Origin of the sequence: Actinoplanes sp. NPDC051346 (genome assembly GCF_040682215.1) — a bacterium.
Lineage (GTDB): Bacteria > Actinomycetota > Actinomycetes > Mycobacteriales > Micromonosporaceae > Actinoplanes.
Genome location: NZ_JBFBAJ010000009.1, coordinates 169,573 through 194,790, shown reverse-complemented (window position 1 = coordinate 194,790; position 25,218 = coordinate 169,573). Strand labels below are relative to the sequence as shown.

The window sequence follows — 25,218 nt, the reverse complement described above, 5'->3', positions numbered from 1 at the left end:
CGGGCCGGCACCGCCGACCCGCCGTCGCGTCAGCCATGGTGGTGTCCGGCCATCGCGGCGAGCACGCGCGGCACTTGCTCCTCCGTGCCCGGTGTGACGATGACGAACTGGCCCATCATGCCCTTGTCCTCGTGGCGCAGGATGTGGCAGTGGAACATGTACGGCGAGAGCGGATCGGTATAGCCGCCAAACTGGACCGCCAGCCGCACCTTGGCCTTCTTGGGCACGAACACCGTGTCCTTCGGACCGGCCTGGTACGCCGCGGGCGCCACGCCGTCGACGTCGAGGACGCGGAACGCCACCTCGTGGATGTGGAAGTTGTGCGCGAACGTGGTGTTGTCGATCTCCCAGATCTCCAGGGCACCGGCGGGGACGACCTCGTCGATGCGGTTCATGTCCATGTCCTTGTCGTTGATCTCGGAGCCGGACAGGGAGAACGTGCGGACCCGGACGCCGGCCGCGGGCGCCACGGTGGCGGTGCCGCCGAGCGTCGCCGGTAGCGCGGGGGAGGCGGCCGGTTTCGCCGTCGCCACGATCTTGAGAAGTCGGAAGTCCTCTTCCTCGATGTCGTTGGCCGACTTCTCGTCCTCGCCCTTGCTGTCCATGACGACGGTCTCGCCCGCGGCGAAGCGGACGACGATCTCGTACCGCTCACCGGGGCTGATCTTGACGCGGTCGACCGCGACCGGCTTCTCCAGCGGGCCGGCGTCGTTGCCGACCACGTGGAACTGGCGGTTGTCGGCGAAGCCCACCCGGTAGACGCGGGCGTTGGACGCGTTGAGGAGGCGGAACCGCACGAGCTCGGTCGTCACGTCGAGGAACGGGTCGTAGGTGCCGTTGACGAGGATGGTGTCGCCCAGCAGGCCGTAGGTGCCCTCGTCGACCCGGCCGGTGGAGAACTGGCCGTCGGAGGAGAAGGTCTTGTCCTGGATGATGAGCGGCACGTCGTCGACGCCGTACCTGTCGGGCAGTCGCGGGTCCGACGGGTCGTCGATGAGGAACAGGCCGGCCAGCCCGCGATAGACGTGCATGGCGGTCTTCTCGTGCAGGTGCGGGTGGAACCACGAGGTCATGCCCGCCTGGTCGATGGTCCACTCGGGCGTCCAGGTGGTGCCCGGCTCGATCATCTGGTGCGGCCCACCGTCCATCCTGGCCGGCAGGCGCATGCCGTGCCAGTGCAGCGTGCTGGTCTCGGGCAGGCGGTTGGTGACCTTCATCCGCACCTTGTCGCCTCGCGCCGCGCGCACGGTCGGGCCGAGGTAGGCGCCGTTGATGCCCCAGGTGTCGGTGGACTTGCCCGGCAGGAATTCGGAGCGGCCGCCGGCCTCCAGCGCCAGGGCGAACGTCTTCACACCGTCCTTGCCGGTCTCGGGCTTGGCCAGCGGCGGGATCCGCAGCCGGTTGGTGAAGGCGGAAGCCCCGCCGGGCGACTGCTGCTCGGAGGAACAGGCGCCCAGAACGGCGCTCACGCCGGTGAGTGCGGCCAGGGAAAAGACACTTCTACGCTTCACGGAAGAAATTGTTTCACGGTCGCCGGTCGGGGGCTATCCGGTGATTCCCCTAGGTGTCGATGTCATTCTTCCGACGTATCCGAGTGTGCTGGACGAAGCAACAAAATGCCTGGCCAGAGGCGTTGACACCGGGGCCGTACATCTGGAGATGTATTTTGCTGATAATGGTAGCTACCGCAGATGTATCGGGAACTGAATCCGTCGCCGGATGCGGGTGGTGAAAATGCTCGAGATGATGATGGAACATCGGCACGCCGATCAATGTCCTTACCGCGCCCCCCGAAAAGACGCCAAGCGTGCGGTGCCGGGCAACCGGCATCGCACGCTTGGCGTGGAGGGCGGGTCAGGAGACCTGGAAGTTGGCCATCATCGCCATGTCCTCGTGCTCCAGGTTGTGGCAGTGCAGCATGTACTTGCCGGTGTAGTCGTCGAAGCGGGTGACGACCCGGACCGTGTCGCCGGGCGTCAGCCGGACGGTGTCCTTCCAGCCGGCGTCCTCCGGCTCCAGGCCGCCCTCGCGCTCGAACACCTGGAACGGGTTGAGGTGCACGTGCACGGGGTGGTGGGTCGAGGACCGGAACTCCCAGATCTCCAGAGTGTTGATCCGGGGGTCGGCCATGATGTAGTTGGTCGAGAACAGCTGGTCGTTGATGACATGGACCTCCTTGCCGTTGCGGCTGGTGTTGAGGAACGTGAAGGTCCGCGTCCGCACGGCCTGCGCCGGGTTGAGCCGTTCCACCGTGGAGAGCTGGGCCGGGATCGACGAGCTGTCGGAGGCGGGTCCGGTCACCCGGAACTGCATGACCTTGTTGGTGGTGCTGTCACCGAGCGAGTTCGTCATGACCACGTTCGTGCCCGCGGCGTACTTGCTGAAGTCGACGATGACGTCGAAGCGCTCGCCCGGCACCATGTAGATCGACGACATCTGCTGGGGTGCGGCGAGCAGGCCGCCGTCGCTGCCGATCTGGGTGAACGGCTTGGCGCCGCCCGAGGGGCTCGGGCTGAGCGAGACCCGGTAGCGGCGCGAGTTGGAGGCGTTGAGCAGCCGCAGCCGGTACTTCGCCTGCTTGACCTCGTGGAACGGCCACGGCACCCCGTTGACCAGGATGACGTCGCCCTGGACGCCGTTCGGGTTGACCGTCAGGCCGGGGTTGTGCAGCGTCGGGTCCGCCGACGGATAGGTGAACTGTCCGTTCGCGTCGAACGACCGGTCCATGATCATCAGTGGGAGTTCGCGGTCGCCGTCGGGCAGCGGCAGCGCGTCGTCGACGCTGTCGCGGATGAGGTAGAAGCCGGCCAGCCCGCGCCACACCTGCGGGCCGGTGAAGTCCATCCGGTGGTCGTGATACCAGAGGGTGGCCGCCCGCTGCTTGTTCGGATAGGTGTAGTCGCGCGTCCCCTGGGTCACGACCCCGGCCATGGTGGCGGCGTGCCCGGCATGCCCGGCCGCGTGGGCGGGCGCGACCGGCCAGCCGCCCACCGGCAGGATCAGGTCGGTGGCGTAGCCGTCGCTCTCCGCCGGGGTGTGGCCGCCGTGCAGGTGCGTGACCGTCGGCACCGGGAGCTGATTGGTGGTGGTGACGACGACCCGCCGGTTGCTGCGCGCCTCGATCGTCGGCCCCGGGAAGCTGCCCTCGTAACTGAAGACGCGGGTGCTCATTCCGGGCAGGATGGTGAGGTTGGCCTCCCGGGCGGTGACGCTGTAGTAGTCGGTGGTGGCGTCCGTGCGTGTGGGACGCAGCACGGGCGGGAATTTCAGTGGCAGCGAGAACTGCGCGGGCAGGGCCGCCAGGTTCGCTATCCGGGTGAAGCCGGGATCCGGCGTGGCGGTGGTGCGGGCGCCGGGTTGCTCGCGGAACGCGACGAACGGCAGCGCCGCGGCCGCCGCGCCGCCGGCCAGTCCGCCGATGATCATTCTTCTGCTCGGTGACAAGAGTGTCCTCCCCTGTATGGACGTGTCGGATCAGCTGGAGCGGGAAGCGGCGGGCCGGGGCGGGAAGCGCCGCAGGATCAGCGACACGGCCAGGAAGCAGGCCACGTGGCAGACCAGGGTCAGCGCCATCACCCGGGTGTAGTGGGGTGCGGAATCCGTGCCGCCGAGAAGGCCGTAGAAGATCGCGCCGACGACCGCCACCCCGAGCGCGCCGCCGACCTGGGTGAGCATCCCGAACACGCCCGAGGCGGAGCCGACGTCCGCCCTCGGGACGTCGGTGAGGGTCAGGTTGTAGAGCGGCGGGCTCACCATGCCCTGGCCCAGGCCGCCCAGGGCCAGGCAGCCGGCGATGATCCAGGTCGCGGTGTCCGCGCCGCGCAGCCAGAGCGTCAGGCAGAGCAGGGCCATCGCCGCCGCCATCAGCGCCGCGCCCGCCACCAGCATCGGACGGCCCACCCTGCGGGCGAGCGGCACCGTCGCGCCGGAGGCGATCGCGGCCGCGACCGCCCACGCGGCGGTGGTGGCGCCGATCCGGCCCGGTGCGTACCCGAGTCCGGATTGCAGGTAGACGACGAACACGAGAAAGAACGACGCCACACCGCCGATCAGCAGGAAGTTGGCCATGCCGCCCACGACGAAGCTGCGCTGGCGGAACAGGCTCGTCGCGATCAGCGGGAGGCGTCGGTTGCGGGCCCGCTCCCGCTGCCGGCGCGCGGTCAGGGCGAGCACCGGCACGGCGAGCGCGACCAGCGCGAAAACCCAGGCGGGCCAGCCCAGCTCGCGTCCCTGGACCAGCGGGAAGATCAGCAACAGCAGGCCGAGCGTCGACATCGCCACGCTGCCGACGTCGAGTTGCGGCCGCTTCGCCGAGACGTCGCCGCGGGGGAACCAGCGCAGGACCGCGACGACGGTGAAGAGGCCGACCGGCAGGTTGAGCAGGAAGATGGTGCGCCAGCCCAGCCCGCCGAGATCGGCGGCGAGCAGTAACCCGCCCAGCAGCGGGCCGGAGACCGTGGCGAGGGCGATCACGCCGGCCTGGGCGCCGAGGGCGGCGCCGCGCCGCTTGCCGTCGAAGAGCAGCACGATGACCGGCAGGACCTGAGGGGTCAGCGCCGCCGCCGAGGCGCCCTGCCACACCCGGCCGGCGATCAGCACGGCCGGGTCGGTCGCCACCGCGCACAGCGCCGAGGCGGCCGAGAAGCTGAGCGAGCCGAGCAGGATCATGCGGCGCCGACCGACCGCGTCGCCGAGCCGGCCGAAGGTGATGAGCAGCAGGGCGAACGGCAGGGTGTAGCCGGCGAGCATCCACTGCGTCGCCGCCGTACCGGCGCCCAGGCTCTCCTGGACGGACGGCACCGCGACGCTGATCACCATCATGTCGAAGGTGTGCAGGAAGCTGCCCGCCAGCACGGCGGACAGGACCAGCCAGGGCTTGCGGGGTGCGGCCGGTCCCGGGCCGGGTGGGCCCGGGAGTCCGCCCCTGTGACGTGCGGGTGCGGTGGTCACCGGATCACTCCGGCTGGTTCGGGGTGTCGGTGCCGGCCTCGAAGGGCGTCGTCCAGCCCTCGTAGGCCAGGTGCATCACCATGCCGATCGCGGCGTGATCCAGGTTGTGGCAGTGGTCCATCCAGAGGCCGGGGTTGTCCGCCCGGAACATGACCTCGTAGGTCTCGCCGGGTCGCACGAGGACGGTGTCGAGCCACTGCGGGCTTCCGGACGCGGGCTTGTCGTTGCGGGAGAGCACGAGCACGTGGTGGCCATGCAGGTGCATGGGATGGTCGAGGAAGCTGCGGTTGACGAACCGCACCTTCACGATGTCGCCCTCGCGCACCACGGTCGAACCGACGTCCGGGAAGAGCTTGCCGTTGACGGTGAAGACCATGTGGAAGCCGCCGTCGAAGAAGCCGAAGTGGTTGTCCATCACCCAGTTGACGGTCCGCGTGGGCTTGGTGTCGCGCCCGAACGGCGTCGGGGCGGGCGTACCGTAGCTGTTGGTGTCGAGTTCGTCGCCCGTGAAGTCGGCCTCGCGGTCGCCGGAACCGTCCGGCGTGAACAGCAGCCCCTTGTCCGGGAAGAACGAGGTGGCCAGCCGCACCGGCGCGGCCGGCATCGTGAACTCCACGTCGTAGCGTCCGCCACCGCCCAGCTCGAGGAGTTTCCCGGTGACCTCGCCCGGGCCATTGACGCGCGAGCCGTCGATGCCCACCAGCCGCCACGGCGTGCCGGTCAGCGCGAACTTGCGCGAGTTGCTGTCGGTGTTGATCAGTCGCAACCGCACCCTGGTGCCCGGCGCGATCGTCGAGCGCTCGAGCCGGTCGATCCCGTTGATGGTCTGGATCTGGCCCGCGAACGTATGCACCACGACGGGAACGTCGGTGACCGACGATTCCGGGCCCGGGGGCGGATCGATGATGAAGGCCCCGTAGAGGCCGGCACGGACCTGCTCCGAGGAGACCTGGTGCGAGTGGTACCAGTACGAGCCGGCGTCCGGCGGCCGGAAGCGGTAGGTGTGCCGACCGCCGGGCGGGACGGCGTCCTGGGTGAGCCCGGGGACCCCGTCCTCGGCGTTGGGCACGTCGATGCCGTGCCAGTGCAGCGACACCCCGGCGTCGACGTCCTGATTGATCAGTTCGACCTCGACGAGCTCGTTCTGGGTGGCCCGCAGCAGCGGACCCGGCACCGTGCCGTTGTAGGTCCAGCCGTCGATCGTCGCCCCGCCCGGCAGGGTGAGCTTCGCCTTGCGCGCGGTGAGCGTGAACTTCTTGTCGGGCTTGCCGTCGCGGGGTCCGGTCAGCGCCGTGATGGAATTCGCGGTCGGTTTGTCGTGCGCGACGTGGGTGACACCTCCGTGCCCCGCGCCGGCAGCCGTGGCGTGCCCGTGGTCGGCCATGTTGTAACTGCCAGGCAGCTTGCTCGAGCTGGCCGACCAGACAATCCCGAGGATCGCGGCGGCGGCGAACGCCACCACGGCGGCGCCGGTCCGCGCGGCGCGGACGCCGAACGCCGGCCGTAGGCCGGCGGCGAGCTGCGCCGCCGCGCGGCGTAGCTTGACCACCTGCCACGCCGCGGCCAGCAGGAACAGGCTGTAGTAGAGGGCGATGTCGTCGCCGAGGCCCGGCACCGGCTGCTTGAAGAAGCCCAGCCAGAGCGCGAACGCGCCGCCGACGGCGGTCAGGCGCGCGGGCAACGCCACCCTCAGGTCGGTGAGCGCGGTGCGCTCCACCGAGGGCGGCGTCGCGTCGTCCGCGCCGCGGGCCGCGCGGCGCAACCTCAGCACGGCCGGCAGTGTCCACACGAACGCGAGGACGGCCGGGACGATCACCATGGGTACGGCGAACACCACATAGTTGGCGCCGAACTCCCAGCCGTACGTGAGGAACAGCGCGATGAGCGAGGCCTTCGCCAACGCCGCGACGCCCGCGATCAACAGGAGCACCGCCGTCCACGTGCCGCCCGACGCGATCTTCTTCCGCTCGGTCCGCCGTGTCAGGCGCCCGAGACGCCAGGAAGCCCACGCCCACCCGACGATGAGCACGGCGCCGACGATGGTGTCGGTGCTCACCAAGGCCTCGAACATCGGAACTGTCCTTTCCTTGCGAGCCGGCTCTGTGCGGTGCCGGCTCTGCGTTGTCAGGGGAGCGTCAGACCTCGACGCGTACGCGGTAGCGGCGCAACCAGGCGTCCAGGCCGAGCACCATCTCGACGTTGGCCCGGGCGACCCACGCCCGCGGCCCGCTGTCGAGCACCGAGTGGTCGGTGCGCAGCGCGGCGATGGCCTTCTCGTCGACCAGGGCCGCGGCCGGCGACGTCGGATCGACGACCAGCGTGCCGAGCTGGCCCATCAGCCAGGCGCCGTAGGCCGGGTCCTGCGTCACCGGGTACGGGCTCTTCGGCCGCGTCCGCACCGACTCCGGCAGCAGGTCGGCGACCGCGGCGCGCAGCAGGCTCTTCTCCTGGCCGTCGAAGGACTTCTGCGCCCACGGCACGTTGTAGACGTACTGGACGAGCCGGTCGTCGCAGAACGGCATGCGGACCTCCAGGCCCGTCGACATGCCGATGGACTCGTCGTGGGACAGCAGCGTCTCCAGCCAGCGGGTCAGGTGCAGGTAGTTGATTCGCCGCATCCGCCGGTCGAGGTCGCTCTCGCCGTCCAGGTGCTCGACCTGGGCGACCGAGCTCTCCCACGCCGCGGCGCAGTAGTCGTTGAGCTGAAGCTTGTCGAGCAGGTCCGGGTGCAGCAGGTCGCCGCCCATGCCGTGCCTGCCGCCGCCGTAGTGCGCCATCGCGATCCACGGCATCGTTCGCGCGGCCGCCAGCTGCGGGTTGTGCACCCAGGAGAATCCGCCGAACACCGCGTCCGCGATCTCGCCCAGCAGCGCCGCCCGGACGTGTTTGCTGACCTCCCGGTCGAGCAGGTGCAGGGAGGTGTTCATGTTGCCGAGCGGGCTCGGGACGTCCTTGGCCACCAGCGTCGCCTCGCGCACCGCCGGGTCGAGGATGTCGGCGGTGTCGAGGACGACGTCGGTGTGCTCCGCGCCGACGTGGGCCACCATGTCGCGCACGAACGGTGCGTCCGGGGTCGCCCAGACCTCGTCGGGGGTGAAGTTGTCGGCGTGCTCGGCGAACGTGACGGTGAAGGTCCGCAGCTTTCCACCGCCGCGGCGCTTCAGGGCGTCGCCGGCGAGCGCGGTGACGGCGGAGGAGTCGACGCCGCCGGAGAGCATGATGCCGACCCCGTCGGCGTCGCCGAGCTGGTCGGCGACGCTGGTCGACAGCAGCTCCCGGACGGTGCCGATGGTGGTGTCGAGGTCGTCGGTGTGCTCGGCGGTGGTGAGCCGCCAGTACTTCTCGCGGCGCAGGCCGGACCGGCCGAAGCGCAGGGTCTCGGCGGCCTCGACCTGCTGGACGCCGGCGAAGATGCCGTGTCCCGCCGTGCCCGCGTACGAGAAGAGCTCGCGCATGCCGTCGAGGTCGACGGCGGCCTCCGTCTCGGGGTGTGCGAACAGGGCCTTGCGCTCGGAGCCGAAGACCAGGCCGGTGTCGGTGAGCCAGTAGTACAGGGGCTGGTTGCCGAACCGGTCGCGGATGAGGACGAGCTCGTCGCGGCGGCCGTCCCAGATCGCGATGGCGAAGGCCCCGGTCAGTCGCACGACGGCGGCCGGACCGTCCTCCTGGTACGCCGCGGCGACGAGCTCGGCGGGTCCGGCGTTCGCGGGCACGCCCCGGCCACGTCCGCGCAGCCACGCGGCGAGCGCGCCGAGGCCGACGGGCGTGCCGGAGACGCACACGGCCACCTGGCCGTCCGGAGTGGATCGCACGTGCGGCTGCGGCGGCGCGGGCGTGGCGCCGATGGACAGGGCCCGGAACCCGAGCCCGACGTCGCGCCGGGTCCACACGTGCTGCCCGTCCGGCCCGCGGGTGGCCAACGCGCCCGCCATCGCGGACAGCACCGCCCATTCCCGCTCGAGATCACGGGGGGAGAAGTCCACCCAGCCCACCAAACCTGACATCGACTACACCCTCTCGGTGACGGATACGGCGCGTCCGGTGTGCGGGCGCCGAAAATTTCTTCGAGCCCCGATCGTCTGCGGCGGCGGTCGAATCTCACTCGGCGACGCCTGGAAGGCGCCCGTCGATCAGTCCTTTGTGGCCGGCGCGCCTTATCGGTGCGCGACAAAGAAACGGCACGCGCATGATTGTGCGATATGCGGCCGCGCCGACACATCGTTCTCCCGACGTATCTTGGGTCTGCGGAATGCGGCCCGGAAACCTTCTTATACATCCTCAGATGTATGTCGTCGGCCCCGCTCGGCGGTGCCCCCTACTGGGGAACCCGCTGCGGTGGCGGGTGTCTGCGCGATCGCGTACGGTCGGGAAATAAGCAGTATCACGGGCGCCGGAGCCGGCGGCGTATGTGTCACAGAACACTCGCCGGTGTTGTATCGCCTGCTAGGTAATGCTGCGGCACGCCGGCGCTCATCCGTCAATGTCGGACCCGCTCGCGACGGCCCATCTCGACTCCAGAGTGATTCGAGGGAAATTGGATCGGTGCGATCCACGGTCTTCCCCGTAATTCACGGCATGGTGCTTGACATTAGCCACCATGGGTTGGAGAGATGGGGGAACAATCCACGTGGAATTGCACCGAGCTTCTCAGCATGCAGTCCCGCAGTCGCCGACGACCCGCTCCGCAACGCACCGAGGGGGGTGGCCGTCATGCGGGTGAACGTCCTCGGCGCCTTCCAGGTCGTGCGCGCCGGCCAGCCGCTGGTGCCGTCGGCACCCAAGCTGCGCCAGGTCCTCGCGCTGCTGGCGATGAACGCCAACACGGTGGTGAGCACCGACCAGATCATCGAAGAGCTGTGGGAGGAGCGGCCGCCGTCCAGCGCCACGACGACCCTGCAGACGTACGTCTACCACCTTCGCAAGCTGTACCAACTCGGCCTCGGCGGCCGGGGCCCGGCCGACCACTACGACGCCGCGCCGCCCACCCTGCACCGGTCGTCGAACGGATACATCCTCAGCCTCGACGAGGGCGCCGTCGACTCCGCCGAGTTCCTGCGCCTCGCGGAGCGGGCCCGTACCCAGCTCGAGGCGGGCTCGGTCGAGACCGCGGCCGACACCATCCGGGCGGCACTCGCGCTCTGGCGCGGGCCGGCGCTCGTCGACGTCACCTCCGGGTCGCTGCTGCGCGCCATGACGGTCTGGCTGGAGGAACAGCGCCGCGGGCTCACCCTGCAACGCATCGACGCCGACCTGAGGCTGTGCCGGCACCACGACATCATCGGCGAGCTGACCGGGATGGTGGCGCAGCGCCCGACCGACGAGAGCCTGCAGGCACGCCTCATGCTGTCGCTCTACCGGGCCGGCCGGCGCTTCGACGCGCTGCGGGTCTACCAGAAGGCCCGCTCGACCCTCGCCGAGGAGCTCGGCCTGGAACCGATGCAGGAACTGCAGCGGGTCCACCAGGCGGTGCTGCTCGCCGATCCCACCATCGAGCCGCCGGTGCTCGGCGACGCCGACCCGGTGATCGGCGGCGGAACCCGTCCGACCTCGGAGCAACCCGACCTGCTCCCACCGGACGTCGGCGACTTCGTCGGCCGCACGGCGGAGACGGCCCAGATCACGCGGGTCCTCGCCCGGCAGGAGCGCGGCGCGCCGCCGGCGGTCGTGGTGGTGGGCGCCCCCGGCGTGGGCAAGTCCACCCTCTGCGTCCACCTGGCACACCGGCTCCGCGACGATTACCCCGACGGCCGGCTGTACGCCCGGCTGACCGACGACACGGGCCGACCCGTCGACCCGGCCGAGGCGCTGGGCGGATTCCTGCGCTCCGCGGGGTACACCGGTTCCCGGCTGCCGGAGTCGCTGGCCGAACGGTCCAGCCTCTTCCGGAGCTGGTCCGCCGGGCGGCGGGTGCTGGTCGTCCTCGACGACGTGGTCGGGGCCGAGCAACTCCAGCACCTGCTGCCCACCGGACCCCGGTGCGCGACGGTGATCGCGGCCCGGCGCCGCTTCTCCCACCCGTCGGTCTCCTCGACTGTCAACCTGCGGCCGTTCGATCGCGGCGAGGCGTTGCGACTGCTCACCTCCGTCCTCGGTGAGCAGCGGGTCCGCCCGCAACTGGCCGCCGTCCACGAGCTCATCGACCTGTGCGAGGGACTGCCGGCGGCGCTGCGGGAGGCCGTCACGCAACTCGAGCTCAAGCCGCACTGGCCCGTGCACCGGCAGGTCGAACGGGTTCGGTCGGCCGTCGCCGACCAGCACTGCGGCCCGGGAACCTCGCGCAGCGTACGGCTCACGTACCGGCTGCTGACCACCGACCTGCAGGCGGCGTTCACGACGCTGGTGGGCTCCGAACGGGCGCTGGCGCTCAGCGACGTGGCGACGCTGCTGGAGGCCGATGAGTACCGCACCGAGACGGTGGTGGAGGAACTCGTGGAGTTCGGGCTGGTCGAGGTCGCCGCCGGGGACTGCGGCGACTTCCACTACCGGGTGCAGCGGCCCTTCCGCCGGAACTTCTCCTGGGCCCCGGCCGCCGGTGTGCCGCCCACCGGCCCGGCCGTGGCCACCGCGGTGCTGGCCCCCGGCTGAGCCGGAGACCGCACCGAGTGACCGGGCCGCCCCCATGGGCGGCCCGGTCCATGAACGGACTCAACCCCAGTTCGAGCGGGCCGTGATCGGCCGTCGCCACCATCGTCGTAGAGCCGCGGGCGTTGCCGCCGGCCGGTAGCACAAGGAGGTAGGACGTGGACCAGGGTCTGACCGGCAAACGGGTGCTGATCACCGGCGGAAGCCGGGGGATCGGGCGCGCGACGACGCTGGCGTTCGCCCGGGCCGGCGCCCGCGTGGTCGCCTGCCATCACCGCGTCGGCGACGACGCCGACAGCCTCGCCCACGAGCTCAAGACGCTCGGCGGCGGCAATCTCGTCGTCACGGCGGACGTGACGGACCGCGAGGATGTGGCGCGGCTCGTGCGTACCTGCCAGGAACATCTCGGCGGCCTCGACGTGCTCGTCAACAACGTCGGCGTGGACGGCCGGGTGCCGTTCGCCGCGCTGGACGACGCCGAGTGGAACCGGGTATTCGACCACAACGTCACGGCCGCCTACCGGGTCATCCAGGCGGCCCTCGAGGTCCTCGCGGACGGCGCCTCGGTGGTGAACGTCGGCGCCTCGGTCGCGTTGCGGGGCCGGCCGATGAGCGCGCACTACACCGCCGCCAAGGCGGCGCTGCTCGGCCTGACCCGCAGCCTCGCCAAGGAACTCGGCCCGCGCGGGATCCGGGTCAACACCGTCGCGCCCGGGGTCACCGCCGAGGCGCCCGAGGAGGAACTGCCGCCGCCCGTGCTGCAGCACCTGCTCGCCGCCACCGCACTGGGCCGGCTCGCCACGCCGCGGGACGTCGCGGGGGCGATCCTCTTCCTCGCGGGGGACACCTCGCGCCTGGTCACCGGCGTGGAACTGCCCGTCGACGGCGGCATCTGACCACTTCGTCATCCCTTAGGAGAGTCACCGTGCATCGCACCCTCATCGTCGCGCGACTCAAGTCAGGCGACACCTCCGGCATCGCCGAGACCTTCGCCGAGTCCGACGCCACCGACCTGCCGCACCTGGTCGGGGTGTCCCGGCGGACCCTCTTCTCCTTCCACGACCTGTATTTCCACCTCGTGGAGGCGGACGAGGACATCACCAAGAACCTGTACCGGGCGCGCAGCCACCCGCTCTACGCCGACATCAACCAGCGGCTGACCGAGTTCGTGTGGCCGTACGACCCGAACTGGAAGGAACCCAAGGACGCCATGGCCTCGCCGTTCTACGTGTGGACGGCCCAGGAAGGACGAGTGCAGTGACCACCACCCAGCAGCTCAGAGTCAACGTGTCCGAGGCCGCCCCGAATACCCGCCGCGGCGGCGACATCCGGGTGACGCTCAGCCCCAAGACCGTGGGGTGCACCTCCGGATTCGGCGGCACCCTGCACCTCGCGGCAGGGGAGCACGTCACCGAGCACTACCACCCGTACTCGGAGGAGTTTCTGCATGTCGTCGCCGGCTCGCTGGAGATGACGGTCGACGACCGGCCGATCCGGCTCGCCCCGGGCGACTCGCTGCTCGTGCCGATCAACGCCCGGCACCGCCTGGTCAACGTCGGCGAGCGGGAGGCGCACGTCGTCTTCCACCTGTCCCCGCTGGCGCCGCGGCCCGAGCTCGGCCACGTCGACACCGAGGCACCGACCGCGCCGCACGAGCCCAATCCGCAGGTCGGAGGCGGGCGGTGAAGCGTCGCGCCGTCGTCACGGGGATCGGTGCGGTCGCGCCGGGCGGCGTCGGGCGGGAGGCGTTCTGGGACCTGCTGAGCGCCGGCCGCACCGCCACCCGCAGGATCAGCATGTTCGACGCCTCGGCCTTCCGCTCGCAGATCGCGGCCGAGGTGGACTTCGACCCGCGGGCCGCCGGACTGTCCGCGCGGGAGGTTCGCCGGATGGACCGGGGCGCCCAGTTCGCCGTGGTCAGCACCCGCGAGGCGCTCGCCGACAGCGGCGTCGACCTGGCGGGCTTCGACCCCGGCCGGGTCGGCGTCAGCATCGGCAGCGCGGTCGGCTGCACCATGGGGCTCGAACAGGAATACGAGGTGCTCTCCAACGGCGGCCGCGAGTGGCTCGTCGACCACTCGCACGGCGTACCGCATCTCTACGGCTACATGGTGCCGAGCACGCTCGCCGCCGAGGTCGCCTACGAGGTCGCCGCCGAGGGCACCGTGGCGCTCATCTCGACCGGTTGCACGTCCGGGCTGGACGCCGTCGGGCACGGCATGCAGCTCATCGAGGAGGGCTCCGCCGACGTGGTGCTGGCCGGCGCCACCGATGCGCCGCTGTCACCGATCACCTCGGCCTGCTTCGACGCGATCACCGCGACGTCGCCGAACAACGACGACGCCGCGCACGCCTCGCGGCCCTTCGACGCCAGGCGCGACGGGTTCGTGCTCGGTGAGGGCTGCGCCGTGCTCGTCCTCGAGGACGAGGAGGCGGCACGGCGGCGGGGGGCGCGCATCTACGCCCGGCTGTCCGGCTTCGGCGCCCGCAGCAACGCCTTCCACATGACCGGCCTCAAGCCCGACGGCCGGGAGATGGCCGAGGCCATCCGGGTCGCCCTCGACGGCGCCGAGCTCAATGCGTCCGATGTGGACTACATCAACGCGCACGGCTCGGGGACCAAGCAGAACGACCGGCACGAGACCGCCGCCTTCAAACGGGCCCTCAAGCAGCGGGCGTACGAGGTGCCGGTCAGCTCGATCAAGAGCATGGTCGGGCACTCCCTGGGCGCCATCGGGGCGATCGAGGTCGCGGCCTGCGCCCTGGCCCTGGACCGCCAGGTGGTGCCGCCGACGGCGAACCTGCACCACCCCGATCCCGAATGCGACCTGGACTACGTGCCCCTGGTGGCGCGCGAACACCGCCTCGACGCCGTGCTCAGCGTCGGCAGCGGGTTCGGCGGCTTCCAGAGCGCCATGGTTCTGACCCGCCCATGAAAGCGTCGAGTGGGGTTCGAGAGGCGTCCGAGCCCGAGCAAGGAAGGTGAAGCGCATGAATACCTCTACCGCCGGCGCCGCGGCCGTCATCACCGGCATGGGCGTCATCGCGCCCACGGGCGTCGGGACCGAGGAACACTGGCAGGCCGTGCTGGCCGGCAAGACGGGGATCGGCCGGATCACCCGGTTCGACCCGTCGGGTTACCCCGTACGCCTGGCGGGCGAGGTGGCCGGCTTCACCGCGAAGGGCCAGGTGCCCGCCCGGCTGGTGCCGCAGACGGACCGCTGGACCCACCTCGCGCTGGCGGCGGCCGATGCCGCGGTCGCCGACTCGGCCGTCGATCTCGCCTCGCTGCCCGAGTACGAGATGGCGGTGGTGACGGCCAGCTCGTCCGGCGGCACCGAATTCGGTCAGCACGAGATGGAACGCCTCTACCAGAACGGGCCCTCGTGGGTGGGCGCCTACCAGTCGATCGCCTGGTTCTACGCGGCGACGACCGGGCAGGTCTCCATCCGGCACGGCATGCGGGGGCCGTGCGGGGTGGTCTGCACCGAGCAGGCCGGCGGGCTCGACGCCGTCGGCCAGGCCCGGCGGCTGCTGCGGGGACAGAGCCGGCTCGTCGTGACCGGGGGGACGGACAGTTCGCTGTGCCCGTACGGGCTCGTCGCCCAGTTGGCGAACGGCCACCTGTCGAGCGCCGAGGACGCCGACCGGGCGTACCTGCCCTTCGACGTCGAGGCCGCCGGGTACGTGCCCGGCGAGGGCGGCGCGATCCTGGTCGCCGAACGGCCGGGCCCGGACACCCAGGGCCGCGCGTACGGCCGGGTGCTCGGATACGCCGCCGGATTCGACCAGTCCGCGCGGACCGGCCGGCGCCCGGTGCTGGCGGGCACGATCCGCCGGGCGCTGGACGACGCGCGGTGCGTCCCCGACGACATCGACGTCGTCTTCGCCGACGCCGCCGCCGACCCGCACCTCGACCGGGTCGAGGCCGAGGCGCTGGCCGAGGTCTTCGGCACCCACGCGGTGCCGGTCACCGCGCCGAAGACCCTCACCGGCCGGCTCTACGGCGGAGGCGCCGCCCTGGACGTCGCCACCGCGCTGCTGGCGCTGCGCGACGGCGTCGTGCCGCACACCGTCGGACCGACCCGCCTGCGCTCCGACTGCCCGCTCGACCTGGTGCGGGACGCCCCCCGGGAGCGTCCGCTGCGCACCGCCCTCGTGGTCGCCCGCGGCTACGGCGGTTTCACCTCGGCCATGGTTCTCGGCCGCGGCGACCGCCCGGCCGGCGACATCTGACACTCCGACCGAAAGGAACCACCCGATGTCCACGTTCGACGTCGCCGAGCTGCGCGAGATCATGAGCGCCAGCGTCGGCGTCGAGGACGACGTCTACTTCGACGGCGACCACCTCGACGTACCCTTCGCCGACCTGGGGTTCGACTCCCTCGCCCTGCTGGAGCTGGCCAGCCAGATCCAGCGCCGCTACGGCATGCAGATCCCCGACGAGGCCGTGACCGAGGACATGTCCAGCCCGCGCGCCGCGGTGGACTACGTCAACTCCCGGCTCGTCGCGGCGGTGGCCTGACATGTCCGGCCACACCGACAACGCCGTCGTCATCGACGCGCCCCTCGATCTGGTCTGGGACATGACCAACGACATCTCCCGCTGGACCGAGCTCTTCAGCGAGTACTCGGTGGCCGAGGTGCTGCACCGCGACGGCGACACCTTCCGGTTCCGGCTGGCCCTGCATCCCGACGAGAACGGCAAGGTCTGGGACTGGGTCTCCGAGCGTACGCTCGACCGCCCCTGCCGGACGGTCCGCGCCCAGCGGGTGGAGACCGGCGTGTTCAAGTACATGTCGCTGTTCTGGGAGTACACCGAGACGCCCGAGGGTGTGCGGATGCGCTGGGTCCAGGACTTCGAGATGAAGCCGGTGGCGCCGATCGACGACGCCGCCATGACCGAGCGGCTCAACCGCAACACGGCCACGCAGATGCGCCTCATCAAGGACAAGGTCGAGGCGGCTGCCAGGGCCCGGGTCTGAGCGATGTCCGCTCTCGTCGCCGTACTCCTGCCGCTGGTGCTCCTCGCCAACGGCCTCGCCGCCGGGGTCCTGCTGGGCACCCAGCTCGGGGGATTCCCGCTGATGGCGGCGCTGCCGCTGGACAGGTACGTGCACGCCCACGCGTTCTTCTCCACCAGGTACGACCCGTTCATGCCGATCTGCCTGATGACCACGGCACTCGGCGGCGTCGTCCTGGCCGTGGCGGCGCCCACTCCCGGCGCCTGGGCGCCGCACCTGGTGGGAGCGGCGCTGGCCGGCGGCACCGTCTACATCTCACTGACCAAGAACGTGCCCATCAACCGATGGGTACGGGAGCTCGACCCCGACCACCTGCCGTCCGGCTTCGACTACGCGGGCCGGCGGCGGGTGTGGGGGCGATGGAACTCGCTACGAAGCTGGCTGACCGTGGCGGCGCTGGTGGTCAACTGCGCCGCGGTGGCGCTGGCGCTGTGACCGACTAAGGAGACTCGGGTGAACCTCGGACTGAACGGTAAGAAGGCTCTGGTGACCGGCGGGGTGCGTGGCGTCGGCCGCGGCATCGTGCTGGCCCTGGCCCGCGCCGGTGTGGACGTCGTGACGTGCTACCGGCAGGACAGTGAGCTGGTCGCGTCGCTGGAACGCGAACTCAAGGAGATCGGCGGAAACCATCTGGTGGTCCAGGCCGACATCGCGGATCCGGCCCAGGTGGCCCTGCTGCTGGACACGGTACGCGACACGCTCGGCGGGCTCGACCTGGTGGTCAACAACGCCGGCGCCATCAGCCACATCCCGTACGGCGACCTCAGCGAGCGGGAGTGGCGGCGGGTCATCGACACCAACCTCACGGCGCCGTACCTCATCATCCAGGGCGCGCTGCCGCTGCTGTCCGAGGGCGCCTCGGTCATCAGCATCGGCTCCAAGTCGTCCGAGGTCGGCATCCCGCTGCGGGCCCACTACACCGCGACCAAGGCCGCGCTGCGCGGGCTCACCCGGTCGCTGGCCAAGGAGTTCGGCGGACGCGGCCTGCGCTTCAACGTGCTGGCCCTCGGCGTGATCGAGACCGAGGCGATGGACGCCATGCCGGCCGAGCAGGCCGCGATGATGCGCAAGCGCTACAGCGAGAAGACGGCCCTGGGCCGCCTGGGCACCCCGGACGAGGTCGCGGGCGCCGTGCTCTGGCTCGCCAGCGACCTGTCGCGCTACGTCACCGGCGCCACTATCCACGTCGACGGAGGAATCTCATGACGACCGACACCACGTTCCGCGTCATGCTCAAGATGCACATCAAGCCGGGCCTCGCGCGGGAGTTCGAGCAGACCTGGCTCGCCGTCGGCGACTCGGTCACCTCGCACCCGGCGAACCTGGGCCAGTGGCTGTCGCGCGCCACCGATGAGGATGGCGTCTACTACATCGTCAGCGACTGGGTGGACGAGGCGCGCTTCCGCGAGTTCGAGACCAGCGACCGGCACCTCGAGCACCGGCAGAAGCTGCACCCGTACCGGTCGGGCGGCGCGATGAGCACCATGGAGGTGGTCGCGTTCGTCGCACCGTCCGCCACGGTCGGCACCCACGCCGAGTGGCTGGCGGCGGCCTGATGGGAGCCGAGCTGCGGGTGCTGGTCTACCACGCCACCGAGGACGTGGCCGGAGTCCGCAAGGCCTACCACGACGTGAGTGGTGTCCTCGCCGAGGTGCCCGGCATGCTCGGCAACGACCTGATGCGCTCGGTGCCGGACCCCACCGGCTTCGTGGTGGTCAGCCGCTGGGCCGACCTCGCGGCCTTTCGCCAGTGGGAGCAGGGGCCCGCGCACCGGGCCAGCACCGCGCCGCTGCGGCCGTTCCGCGACACCCGCCTGGCCATGCCGTTCGGGGTCTACGAGGTCGAGGCGTCCTACTAGGACGTGTCGCTTGCTCCGGTCGCCGTCCGGCGGCCGGAGCTCACCAGATCGGGCGCAGGCGCAACGGCGGCTGCAGGGCGCCGCCGTCGGCGGCGAGGCGGTGGAGGTCTTCCCGCAGCGCCTGGAGCCGGTCGGCGCCCAGCAGGGCAGCGGCGGCGGTCTCGGCCTCCCGCCAGGCGGCGGTGGCCGCGTGGATGCAGGCCCAGCCCCGCTCGGTGAGGACGGCCAGCCGGGCCCGGTGGTCGCGGGGGTCGGGCCGGCGGGTGATGTAGCCCGCCTGGTGCAGGCCGTCGAGCAGCTGCGCGGCGGCCTGCTTGGTGACGCCCAGATGCTCGGCGAGCTCGGCGCCGGAGGCCCCGCCGCTGGTGGCCAGGAGCTGGAAGGTGTAGCCGTGGGCCGGCCTTACCGCGAAGCCCTCGGCGGCCAGCCGGTCATGAACGCGCTCGACGACCACCCGGGTCGCCAACAACAGAAGCTCGGCAAGGCCCAGTGCCGGAAGGGGCTGGTGCTCCGTCATGATCACTCTCTCGGTCAAGGCGCTTGACTGAAGTGTCGCACGGTGGCTATGGTCGTCTCAGTCAACCACCTTGACCGAGAGGAATCCAGCATGCCACTCACCCGTTCCCACCAGGCCCGCGCACACCAGATGCACGGGTTCACCTTCTCCTCGCTGGCCACACCCAGCCTGGGCTCACCGGAACTGTCGATCTGGACCGTCGACGCACCGGCACGATCCACCAGCCCCGAGCACCGCATGAGCCAGGACGAGGTCTTCGTTGTGCAGACCGGCCGCTTCGTCGCGACCGTGGCCGGAAAAGAGGTCGAGCTCGCACCCGGCGACGCCCTCACCGTGCCCGCCAACACCGCGTTCCAGCTCGCCAACCCCTTCGACGAGCCGGCACGCACCCTGGCATGCACCACCGCCGGCATGCTGGCGACCATCGGCGACCGCACGGTCAACCCGCCCTGGGCGGCCTGACGTCTTCGCCGGAGGCGGCATGTCGGTCGCGCAGCAGGGCCGGCAGGTCGCCGATCGCGGCGAGTGTGGGTCCCGGCCAGTCCGGATCGGTGTCGTTGAGTTCGGTGATGCGCAGTGTCGGCAGGCCGACTGCTGTCGCTCCGGCCAGTTCGCCGTCCGCGCCGTCGCCGATGTAGAGGCAGTTTGCCGGGTTGATGTCGAGCCGGTCGGTGGCGGTGAGGTAGATCGCCGGGTCGGGCTTGGCGACTCCGACGTCGCAGGAGAACACGACGACGTCGAATCGGTCGGCCAGTGGGCTGTGTGGCCATGCTTCGGCGGTGTCCGAGGTGGCGTTGCTGATCAGCGCCAACGGGTGCCCGGCGGCGCGCAGCGAGTCCAGCGCGTCCAACGTGGTGGCGGGGACGGTTCCCAGAATTCGGCGGGCGAGTGCTCGTCGGTGTTCTCCGGCGCGTGCCACCTGCTCGTGGGTGGGGTTCGCGCCGAGGCGTCTGCTGAGAATACGGATGGTCTCCTCGACGTTCCATCGGACGATCCGGTCACGCCAGGTGTCGTGGTAGGCGGCGACCAGCGCGTCCGGGGCCACGTTCACCATGCCCGCCATATCGGCGACGACCTGGTCGCGCTCGTCGTCCGCGCCGTGGATCAGGGTGTGGTAAAGGTCGAAGATCACCGGCTGAAGCATGGCCGTATACGACACCTAGCGGCCGCTGTCGGCCGCGACCGTCAGGATTTCCGTGACGACCTGGCCGGCGGCGTCGGGTCGGCCGTGGGCTCTGGCGGCGTCGGCCAGCGTGGCGCGGCGCCCGGGGTCCGCCAGGAGGTGGGTGATGGTGTCGCGGAGGTGTTCCGGGGTGGCGTGGTCACCGTCGAGCATGACGGCCGCGCCCCGGTCGGCGAGGTGGCGGGCCGTGATGCGTTGCTCGTCGCCGGCGGCGTGCGGATAGGGGACCAGGACGCAGGTCTTGCCTAGCGCGGTGAGCTCGGCGACGGTGCCGGCGCCGCTGCGCGCGACGACGACGGTGGCCGCGGCGAGCAGGTCGGGCATCTCGTCGTGGATGAAGTCGACGACGCGGTAGCGGTGTGCCAGCCGTGGGGGAAGGTTGCGGGCGACGTCCTGCATCTCCGCGTGGTTGAGGCTGCCGCACTGATGGACGACCTGGCAGTACGGCAGCATCTCGGGCAGCGCGGCGGCGAGCATCCGGTTGATCTGCTGGGCGCCGGCGGCCCCGCCGGTCACCAGCACGAGGGGGACGGCCGGGTCGAGACCGAAGGCGGCCAGGCCCGACTCGGGGTTGCCGCGCAGCACCGCGGGCCGGATGGGATTGCCGGTGACCACCGCGCGGCCCCGGGCGCGGGGCGGGAGGTGGTCGAGGGACGCCTCGTGGCTGAGCAGGATGCGGGTGGCGAACCGGGCGAGGATGCGGTTGGCCAGCCCGAGGACGAGGGTCTGCTCGTGGAGCAGGTAGGGCACGCCGAAGAGGCGGGCGGCGAGCCCGATCGGGACGGAGACGTATCCGCCGGTGCTGAGCACGACCGCCGGCCGGGTGCGGGCGACGGTGACCGCGGCCTGGATGACGCCCAGCGGGATGCGGAAGGCGTCGGCGAGGTTGCGGGCCAGGTCGCGGGGGCGCAGGGAGCGGCGCAGTTTGCCGGTGGTGATCGCGGTGAACGGGATGTCGTTGCGCTCGGCGATCGTGGCTTCGAGGCCGTCGGCGACGCCCACCCACAGCAGTTCGGGCGCGGTGCCGGTCTCGGCGAGCCGCGCCTGCAGCGTGGTGACGGTCGTCAGGGCGGGGTACGTGTGCCCGCCCGTGCCGCCGCCGGTGACGATCATGCGGAGCGCGTGGAGGCGTTGGGTGCTGTAGAGAGACATGCCTGACCACTCCGAGGATCGCGGGGGTTACCGGACGGGTCGGGGCAGTTTAGCGACCGTGTCCCACCGTGTTCGCCCAATCGTGACGATCCCCATTGCCAGAGAGACCTCCTGCGGCTCGGTGGCGGGCGGCGGCCCGGCCCCAGACGCGGGGGCCGATCAGGTGCAGCGCCGCCGGCATGACGATCAGGCGGATCACCACGGCGTCGAGGACGACGGCGATCGCCAGGCTCAGGCCGAGCTGCTGCACGACGCTGACCTTGGCGATGAGGAACGACGCGAAGACGGCGACCATGATGAGCGCCGCGCCGTTGACCAGGCCCGCCGTCTCCCGCAGGCCCTCGGATACCGCGCGGTGGTGGTCGCCGTGGAGGGTGTGGTGCTCTCTCATGCGGGAGATCATGATGACCATATAGTCCATGCTCAGCCCGAACATGATGGCGAAGACGAGCGCCGGCGTGGTGCTGTCGATCCGCTGACCCAGCCCGTGCTGGCTGATCAGCGTGAGCAGGCCCAGGCTGGCCGCGACCACGAGGGCGTTGAGCGCCAGGGCGAGCAGCGGCAGCAGCCAGGAGCGGAACGCGCGGGCCAGCAGCACGACGGTGATGAGGACGACCGTGCCGAGCACCGCCGGCAGCGTGTCGGTCAGCACCTCGTCGAAGTCCACGCCGGTCGCGGTGGCGCCGGTGACCTGGACGGTGATGTCGTCGGGCACGGCACCGGGCAGGCGGTCGCGCAGGGCGTGGACAAGGTCGTGGGCGGCGTCCGAGTCGGGGTCGGCGGCGGGGATGGCGACGATGCGGGCGACGCGGGTGCCGCCGGTCGTCGTCCAGAGCTGACCGGCGGCCTCGCGGGCTTCCTCTTCCAGGGCGTCCGGGTCGGCAAGCACGGCGGGAGGCAGGTTCAGGGAGGTCAGATCGGTGACCTCGGCGACGTGCGGTGCGGCGCGGACCACGCCGGCCGCGGCACGGGCACCGGCCAGGAGATCGGCCGCCGGCATGGTCGCCGGGGCGGTGAGGACCACCTGTACGGGGAACAGCGTGCGGAATTCCAGCGCCGCCCGCATCCGCTCGATGCCCTGCCGGGAGTCGGCGTCCGGGGGCAGGATCGTCGCGCTGGCCACCGGCGACTGGAGCCGGATGTCGGTGACCGGCCAGGCGAGTGCGCCGAACGCGGCGACCAGCAGGGCGAGGGTCAGCGCGAGGGCGGCGCGGCGGCGCGGGGGCCGGACCGGTCGGGCGTCGAGGGGGCGCCGCTTCAGTGACAGCCAGTCGATTCGCCGGCCGAGCAGGCGCAGCACGGCGGGCAGCAGCGTCAGCGACATGGCCAGCGCCACCAGCGTCACCACGACGCCCGCGATCGCCATGCTGCTGAACACCATGATTCGGGGGATGAAGAGGGCGAGCAGCGCCACCACCACGGCGAGGCCGCTGAAGACCACGGCGTGCCCGGCCGTGCGCATCGCGGTGCGCAGCGCCGGGACGTACGGATCGCCGGCGGCCAGTTCGTCCCGGTAGCGCTTGATGACGAACAGCGAATAGTCCACGGCCACCGCGAGTCCGATGATGGACACCGCGTTGGTGAACAGGGTGGACAGGTCGGTGGCGTACGTCAGCAGGTAGCCGATCGCGGAGGCCACCACCAACGCCACGCCCGCCAGCACGACCGGCAGCAGCATCGCCGCCACCGACCGGAAGACCACCAGCAGCACCACGACGAGCAGCGGGAACGCGATCATCTCGGCGGTCACCGCGTCGTTCTCGGCCTGCACGCTCAGATCGTGGTCGAGCGCCTGCGCGCCGGTCACGTGGGTGGTGACGCCGGCTCCGGCCAGCGCCGCGGACAGCCGTTCGCGCAGGCCCGGCACCTCGTGCTGGATGGCCGACTTGTCGGCCCGGAAGCCGAGCTGCAGGAACGTGGTGTGCCGGTCGGGTGACAGCCAGCCCGGGTTCTGCCGGTAGTCCCGCAGGTCCGCGACGTGCGGGGTGGCCCTGGCTACGGCGATCGCTCTGTCCACGGAGGCGGTGACGTCGCCGTCGGTGCGGGTGAGCACCACCTGCAGGGTCTCGGGGAGCTCGGCGAAGGCGCGGTCGAGCGTGCGCTGGGCGGCGGCCGCCTCTCCCCGGGGATTGTCGAAACCGCCGGCCTTGAGGGCGCCGGTCAGCGCGCCCATCAACGGCACGCAGACCGCCGCGATCACGATCCAGATCGCGACGACGGTCTTCGGGCGGGCGATGGAGAACCGGACGAGGGGCTTCACGTCGTGCGCTCCCGGGTCGGTCGGGGGCGGCCCGGCCACGGCCGGACGCCGGTCGGTGTGGTCGCGGCATGCTCACACGCCCCGGCCGGAGCCGGCTCGAGTCCCACTCGAATTTCGCTGGAGTCCCGCTCGAATCACCGGCTCGACAGGGCACCAACGGTTTTCGAGCCGACTGCGACGCCGCCCCCAGCGGCTCGGCGAACCATTCCTCGCTGTGACCGAACCCCTTGGAGGTGATCCCATGACCGGTGCCCCGACCACCCAGGCGGTGATCGACGCGATCGTGGCCGTGAAGCCGGCGCTGAGCCCCGGCGACGTCCACCTCGACGCGTCGCTGACCCGCGACCTCGGCCTTGACTCGCTGGACCTCGTCCAGCTCGCCACCCGGATCACCGCCGCGTACCCGGACTTCGAGCTGCGCGCGTGGCTGACCGACGCGATGTCGTCCGAGGTGGACAGCGTGCGATCGATGGCACGCATGCTGGCGCCGTCGCGAGCGGCCGCGGAGCCGGTCCGGTGACGGCCGCGCCCGCCCCGCCGCGCACCGACGTCGTCGCGCTGGCCCGCGACCTCGCCCCGACCCTCGCCGAGCGCGCCGCCGCGCACGACCGCGACGCGACCTTCCCGCACGAGAACCTGGCCGAGCTGGTCTCCAGCGGATACACGGCGATGACGGTTCCGGCCGAACACGGCGGCCCGGCCGTGAGCCTGGCCGACCTCTGCGCGGCCCAGCGGATCCTCGCCGGCGCCTGCGCGTCCACCGCCTTCGCCGTGAACATGCACGTCCACGGACTGGCCATGATCGCCCGGGTGGGCGGCGAGAGCGCCGGCTGGGCCTGTCGCGCGGTCCTCGATGGCGCCGTCATCGCCGGCGGCTTCAGCGAGCCGGGCGTCGGCGGCAACTGGTGGCATCCCACCACCCGCGCCGACGTGGTCGACGGCGGGTTCGTGCTCAACGGCCGCAAGGGTTTCTTCACCGGATACCCGGGCGCCACCCACCTGTTCCTGTCCGCCGCCGTGACCGACGACCGCGGCCTGCCCGAGCCGGTCGCCTTCCTCATCCCGAAGCCGGAACAGGGCGTGCGGGTCACCGCCGAGTGGGACGCCGCGGGCATGCGCGCCACCGGCAGCCACTCGCTGGCGCTGGAGGACCTGTTCGTGGACGCCCGCTGGGCGGTGGGTGAGCGCGGCGCCCTGCCGATGCTGTTCATGCTCGGCGTGCACTGGGCGTGGTGCAGCTTCGCCAGCTGCTTCGTCGGCATCGCGCGGGCCGCCCTCGAGCACGTCGTACGCACCCAGCGGAAGCGGGTCATCAGCGTCATCGGCAAGCCGAACGCGCACCTGCCCGGCATCCAGTTCCGGATCGCCGAGATGGCCGCGAAGGTGGCCGCCGCCGAGGCGCACCTGGACGCCGCGATCCACGCCGAGCACGAGGACGTGGACCCGCTGACCCACTACGTCGACATGAGCGTCATGAAGACCAGCGTCACCAGGCTCGCCCACGAGGTGGTCACGCTCGGCATGCAGGTGCAGGGCGGTTCCGGGCTGGCGTCCGGCGACCCGCTGCAACGCATGTACCGCGACGTCGTCGCCGGCCTGCTCGTGCCGCCCGCCACGGACGTGGTCCTCGAGTGGGCCGGCAAGCAGGCGCTGGACGTGCCCATCTTCGCCGAACCCCGCTGGGAAGGGTGA

The 25,218-nt window shown here is 71.3% G+C and carries 24 protein-coding genes; 15 read left to right on the top strand and 9 right to left on the bottom strand.

Annotated features, from left to right (window positions below):
- Window positions 1-29 precede the first annotated feature (29 nt).
- The 5 genes from AB0M36_RS23190 to asnB form a co-directional block, all read right to left on the bottom strand.
- Window positions 30-1,511, bottom strand: coding sequence for a multicopper oxidase domain-containing protein (locus tag AB0M36_RS23190; RefSeq protein ID WP_364160750.1), 1,482 nt, complete (start codon window positions 1,509-1,511; stop codon window positions 30-32).
- A 343-nt stretch (window positions 1,512-1,854) separates the two neighbouring features.
- On the bottom strand, window positions 1,855-3,426 hold the full coding sequence (locus AB0M36_RS23185; protein ID WP_364160748.1) for a multicopper oxidase family protein: 1,572 nt from the start codon (window positions 3,424-3,426) through the stop codon (window positions 1,855-1,857).
- Between the two features lie 48 nt (window positions 3,427-3,474).
- Window positions 3,475-4,950, bottom strand: coding sequence for an MFS transporter (locus AB0M36_RS23180; protein ID WP_364160746.1), 1,476 nt, complete (start codon window positions 4,948-4,950; stop codon window positions 3,475-3,477).
- A gap of 4 nt (window positions 4,951-4,954) precedes the next feature.
- Window positions 4,955-7,021, bottom strand: coding sequence for a multicopper oxidase domain-containing protein (locus tag AB0M36_RS23175; protein WP_364160744.1), 2,067 nt, complete (start codon window positions 7,019-7,021; stop codon window positions 4,955-4,957).
- Window positions 7,022-7,085: 64 nt separating this feature from the next.
- Window positions 7,086-8,954, bottom strand: coding sequence for an asparagine synthase (glutamine-hydrolyzing) (gene asnB / locus AB0M36_RS23170; RefSeq protein ID WP_364160742.1), 1,869 nt, complete (start codon window positions 8,952-8,954; stop codon window positions 7,086-7,088).
- Window positions 8,955-9,660: 706 nt separating this feature from the next.
- Between asnB and AB0M36_RS23165 the strand changes: the two genes are divergently transcribed.
- From AB0M36_RS23165 to AB0M36_RS23110, 12 genes are all read left to right on the top strand, one after another.
- Window positions 9,661-11,535 carry an AfsR/SARP family transcriptional regulator gene (locus AB0M36_RS23165; RefSeq protein ID WP_364160740.1) on the top strand — a complete coding sequence of 625 codons (1,875 nt, stop codon included), beginning with the start codon at window positions 9,661-9,663 and terminating at the stop codon, window positions 11,533-11,535.
- Between the two features lie 155 nt (window positions 11,536-11,690).
- Complete coding sequence (locus AB0M36_RS23160; protein ID WP_364160738.1) at window positions 11,691-12,428, top strand: SDR family NAD(P)-dependent oxidoreductase; 738 nt, start codon at window positions 11,691-11,693, stop codon at window positions 12,426-12,428.
- A gap of 29 nt (window positions 12,429-12,457) precedes the next feature.
- Window positions 12,458-12,793, top strand: a complete 336-nt coding sequence (locus AB0M36_RS23155; protein WP_364160736.1) for a TcmI family type II polyketide cyclase — start codon at window positions 12,458-12,460, stop codon at window positions 12,791-12,793.
- Window positions 12,790-13,218, top strand: a complete 429-nt coding sequence (locus tag AB0M36_RS23150) for a cupin domain-containing protein (protein ID WP_364160735.1) — start codon at window positions 12,790-12,792, stop codon at window positions 13,216-13,218. The genes AB0M36_RS23155 and AB0M36_RS23150 overlap by 4 nt, the downstream gene beginning before the upstream one ends.
- Window positions 13,215-14,468 (top strand): beta-ketoacyl-[acyl-carrier-protein] synthase family protein, encoded by a 1,254-nt coding sequence (locus tag AB0M36_RS23145; protein ID WP_364160734.1) that lies wholly within the window; start codon window positions 13,215-13,217, stop codon window positions 14,466-14,468. The genes AB0M36_RS23150 and AB0M36_RS23145 overlap by 4 nt, the downstream gene beginning before the upstream one ends.
- Before the next feature lie 55 nt (window positions 14,469-14,523).
- The gene (locus tag AB0M36_RS23140; protein ID WP_364160732.1) at window positions 14,524-15,768 is read left to right on the top strand and encodes a ketosynthase chain-length factor; all 1,245 of its coding nucleotides are present in this window, start codon (window positions 14,524-14,526) and stop codon (window positions 15,766-15,768) included.
- A gap of 25 nt (window positions 15,769-15,793) precedes the next feature.
- On the top strand, window positions 15,794-16,057 hold the full coding sequence (locus AB0M36_RS23135) for an acyl carrier protein (protein WP_364160730.1): 264 nt from the start codon (window positions 15,794-15,796) through the stop codon (window positions 16,055-16,057).
- Between the two features lies 1 nt (window position 16,058).
- Complete coding sequence (locus tag AB0M36_RS23130) at window positions 16,059-16,517, top strand: SRPBCC family protein (protein WP_364160728.1); 459 nt, start codon at window positions 16,059-16,061, stop codon at window positions 16,515-16,517.
- Between the two features lie 3 nt (window positions 16,518-16,520).
- Complete coding sequence (locus AB0M36_RS23125) at window positions 16,521-16,991, top strand: DUF1772 domain-containing protein (protein WP_364160726.1); 471 nt, start codon at window positions 16,521-16,523, stop codon at window positions 16,989-16,991.
- An 18-nt stretch (window positions 16,992-17,009) separates the two neighbouring features.
- Entirely contained in the window at window positions 17,010-17,762 is a 753-nt protein-coding gene (locus tag AB0M36_RS23120; RefSeq protein ID WP_364160724.1) for an SDR family NAD(P)-dependent oxidoreductase, read from the top strand.
- On the top strand, window positions 17,759-18,112 hold the full coding sequence (locus AB0M36_RS23115) for an antibiotic biosynthesis monooxygenase family protein (protein ID WP_364160722.1): 354 nt from the start codon (window positions 17,759-17,761) through the stop codon (window positions 18,110-18,112). The genes AB0M36_RS23120 and AB0M36_RS23115 overlap by 4 nt, the downstream gene beginning before the upstream one ends.
- Window positions 18,112-18,414, top strand: coding sequence for an antibiotic biosynthesis monooxygenase family protein (locus AB0M36_RS23110; RefSeq protein WP_364160720.1), 303 nt, complete (start codon window positions 18,112-18,114; stop codon window positions 18,412-18,414). Before AB0M36_RS23115 ends, AB0M36_RS23110 begins: the two co-directional genes overlap by 1 nt.
- Before the next feature lie 40 nt (window positions 18,415-18,454).
- Here AB0M36_RS23110 and AB0M36_RS23105 read toward each other — a convergent pair whose 3' ends face one another.
- Window positions 18,455-18,931 carry a MarR family transcriptional regulator gene (locus AB0M36_RS23105; protein WP_364160718.1) on the bottom strand — a complete coding sequence of 159 codons (477 nt, stop codon included), beginning with the start codon at window positions 18,929-18,931 and terminating at the stop codon, window positions 18,455-18,457.
- Window positions 18,932-19,021: 90 nt separating this feature from the next.
- Between AB0M36_RS23105 and AB0M36_RS23100 the strand changes: the two genes are divergently transcribed.
- Window positions 19,022-19,393 carry a cupin domain-containing protein gene (locus tag AB0M36_RS23100; RefSeq protein WP_364160716.1) on the top strand — a complete coding sequence of 124 codons (372 nt, stop codon included), beginning with the start codon at window positions 19,022-19,024 and terminating at the stop codon, window positions 19,391-19,393.
- On the opposite strand, the gene AB0M36_RS23095 is transcribed toward AB0M36_RS23100, so the two are convergent.
- From AB0M36_RS23095 to AB0M36_RS23085, 3 genes are read right to left on the bottom strand one after another with little or no spacing between them, the layout of a single operon-like run.
- The gene (locus tag AB0M36_RS23095) at window positions 19,371-20,063 is read right to left on the bottom strand and encodes an HAD-IA family hydrolase (protein WP_364160714.1); all 693 of its coding nucleotides are present in this window, start codon (window positions 20,061-20,063) and stop codon (window positions 19,371-19,373) included. The genes AB0M36_RS23100 and AB0M36_RS23095 overlap by 23 nt on opposite strands.
- A 27-nt stretch (window positions 20,064-20,090) precedes the next feature.
- Window positions 20,091-21,266, bottom strand: coding sequence for a UDP-N-acetylglucosamine--N-acetylmuramyl-(pentapeptide) pyrophosphoryl-undecaprenol N-acetylglucosamine transferase (locus AB0M36_RS23090; protein WP_364160712.1), 1,176 nt, complete (start codon window positions 21,264-21,266; stop codon window positions 20,091-20,093).
- A gap of 49 nt (window positions 21,267-21,315) precedes the next feature.
- The gene (locus AB0M36_RS23085) at window positions 21,316-23,526 is read right to left on the bottom strand and encodes an MMPL family transporter (RefSeq protein ID WP_364160710.1); all 2,211 of its coding nucleotides are present in this window, start codon (window positions 23,524-23,526) and stop codon (window positions 21,316-21,318) included.
- Between the two features lie 241 nt (window positions 23,527-23,767).
- Between AB0M36_RS23085 and AB0M36_RS23080 the strand changes: the two genes are divergently transcribed.
- A complete protein-coding gene (locus tag AB0M36_RS23080; protein ID WP_364160708.1) occupies window positions 23,768-24,046 on the top strand; it encodes a phosphopantetheine-binding protein in 279 nt (92 codons plus the stop codon).
- A complete protein-coding gene (locus AB0M36_RS23075; RefSeq protein WP_364160706.1) occupies window positions 24,043-25,218 on the top strand; it encodes an acyl-CoA dehydrogenase family protein in 1,176 nt (391 codons plus the stop codon). The genes AB0M36_RS23080 and AB0M36_RS23075 overlap by 4 nt, the downstream gene beginning before the upstream one ends.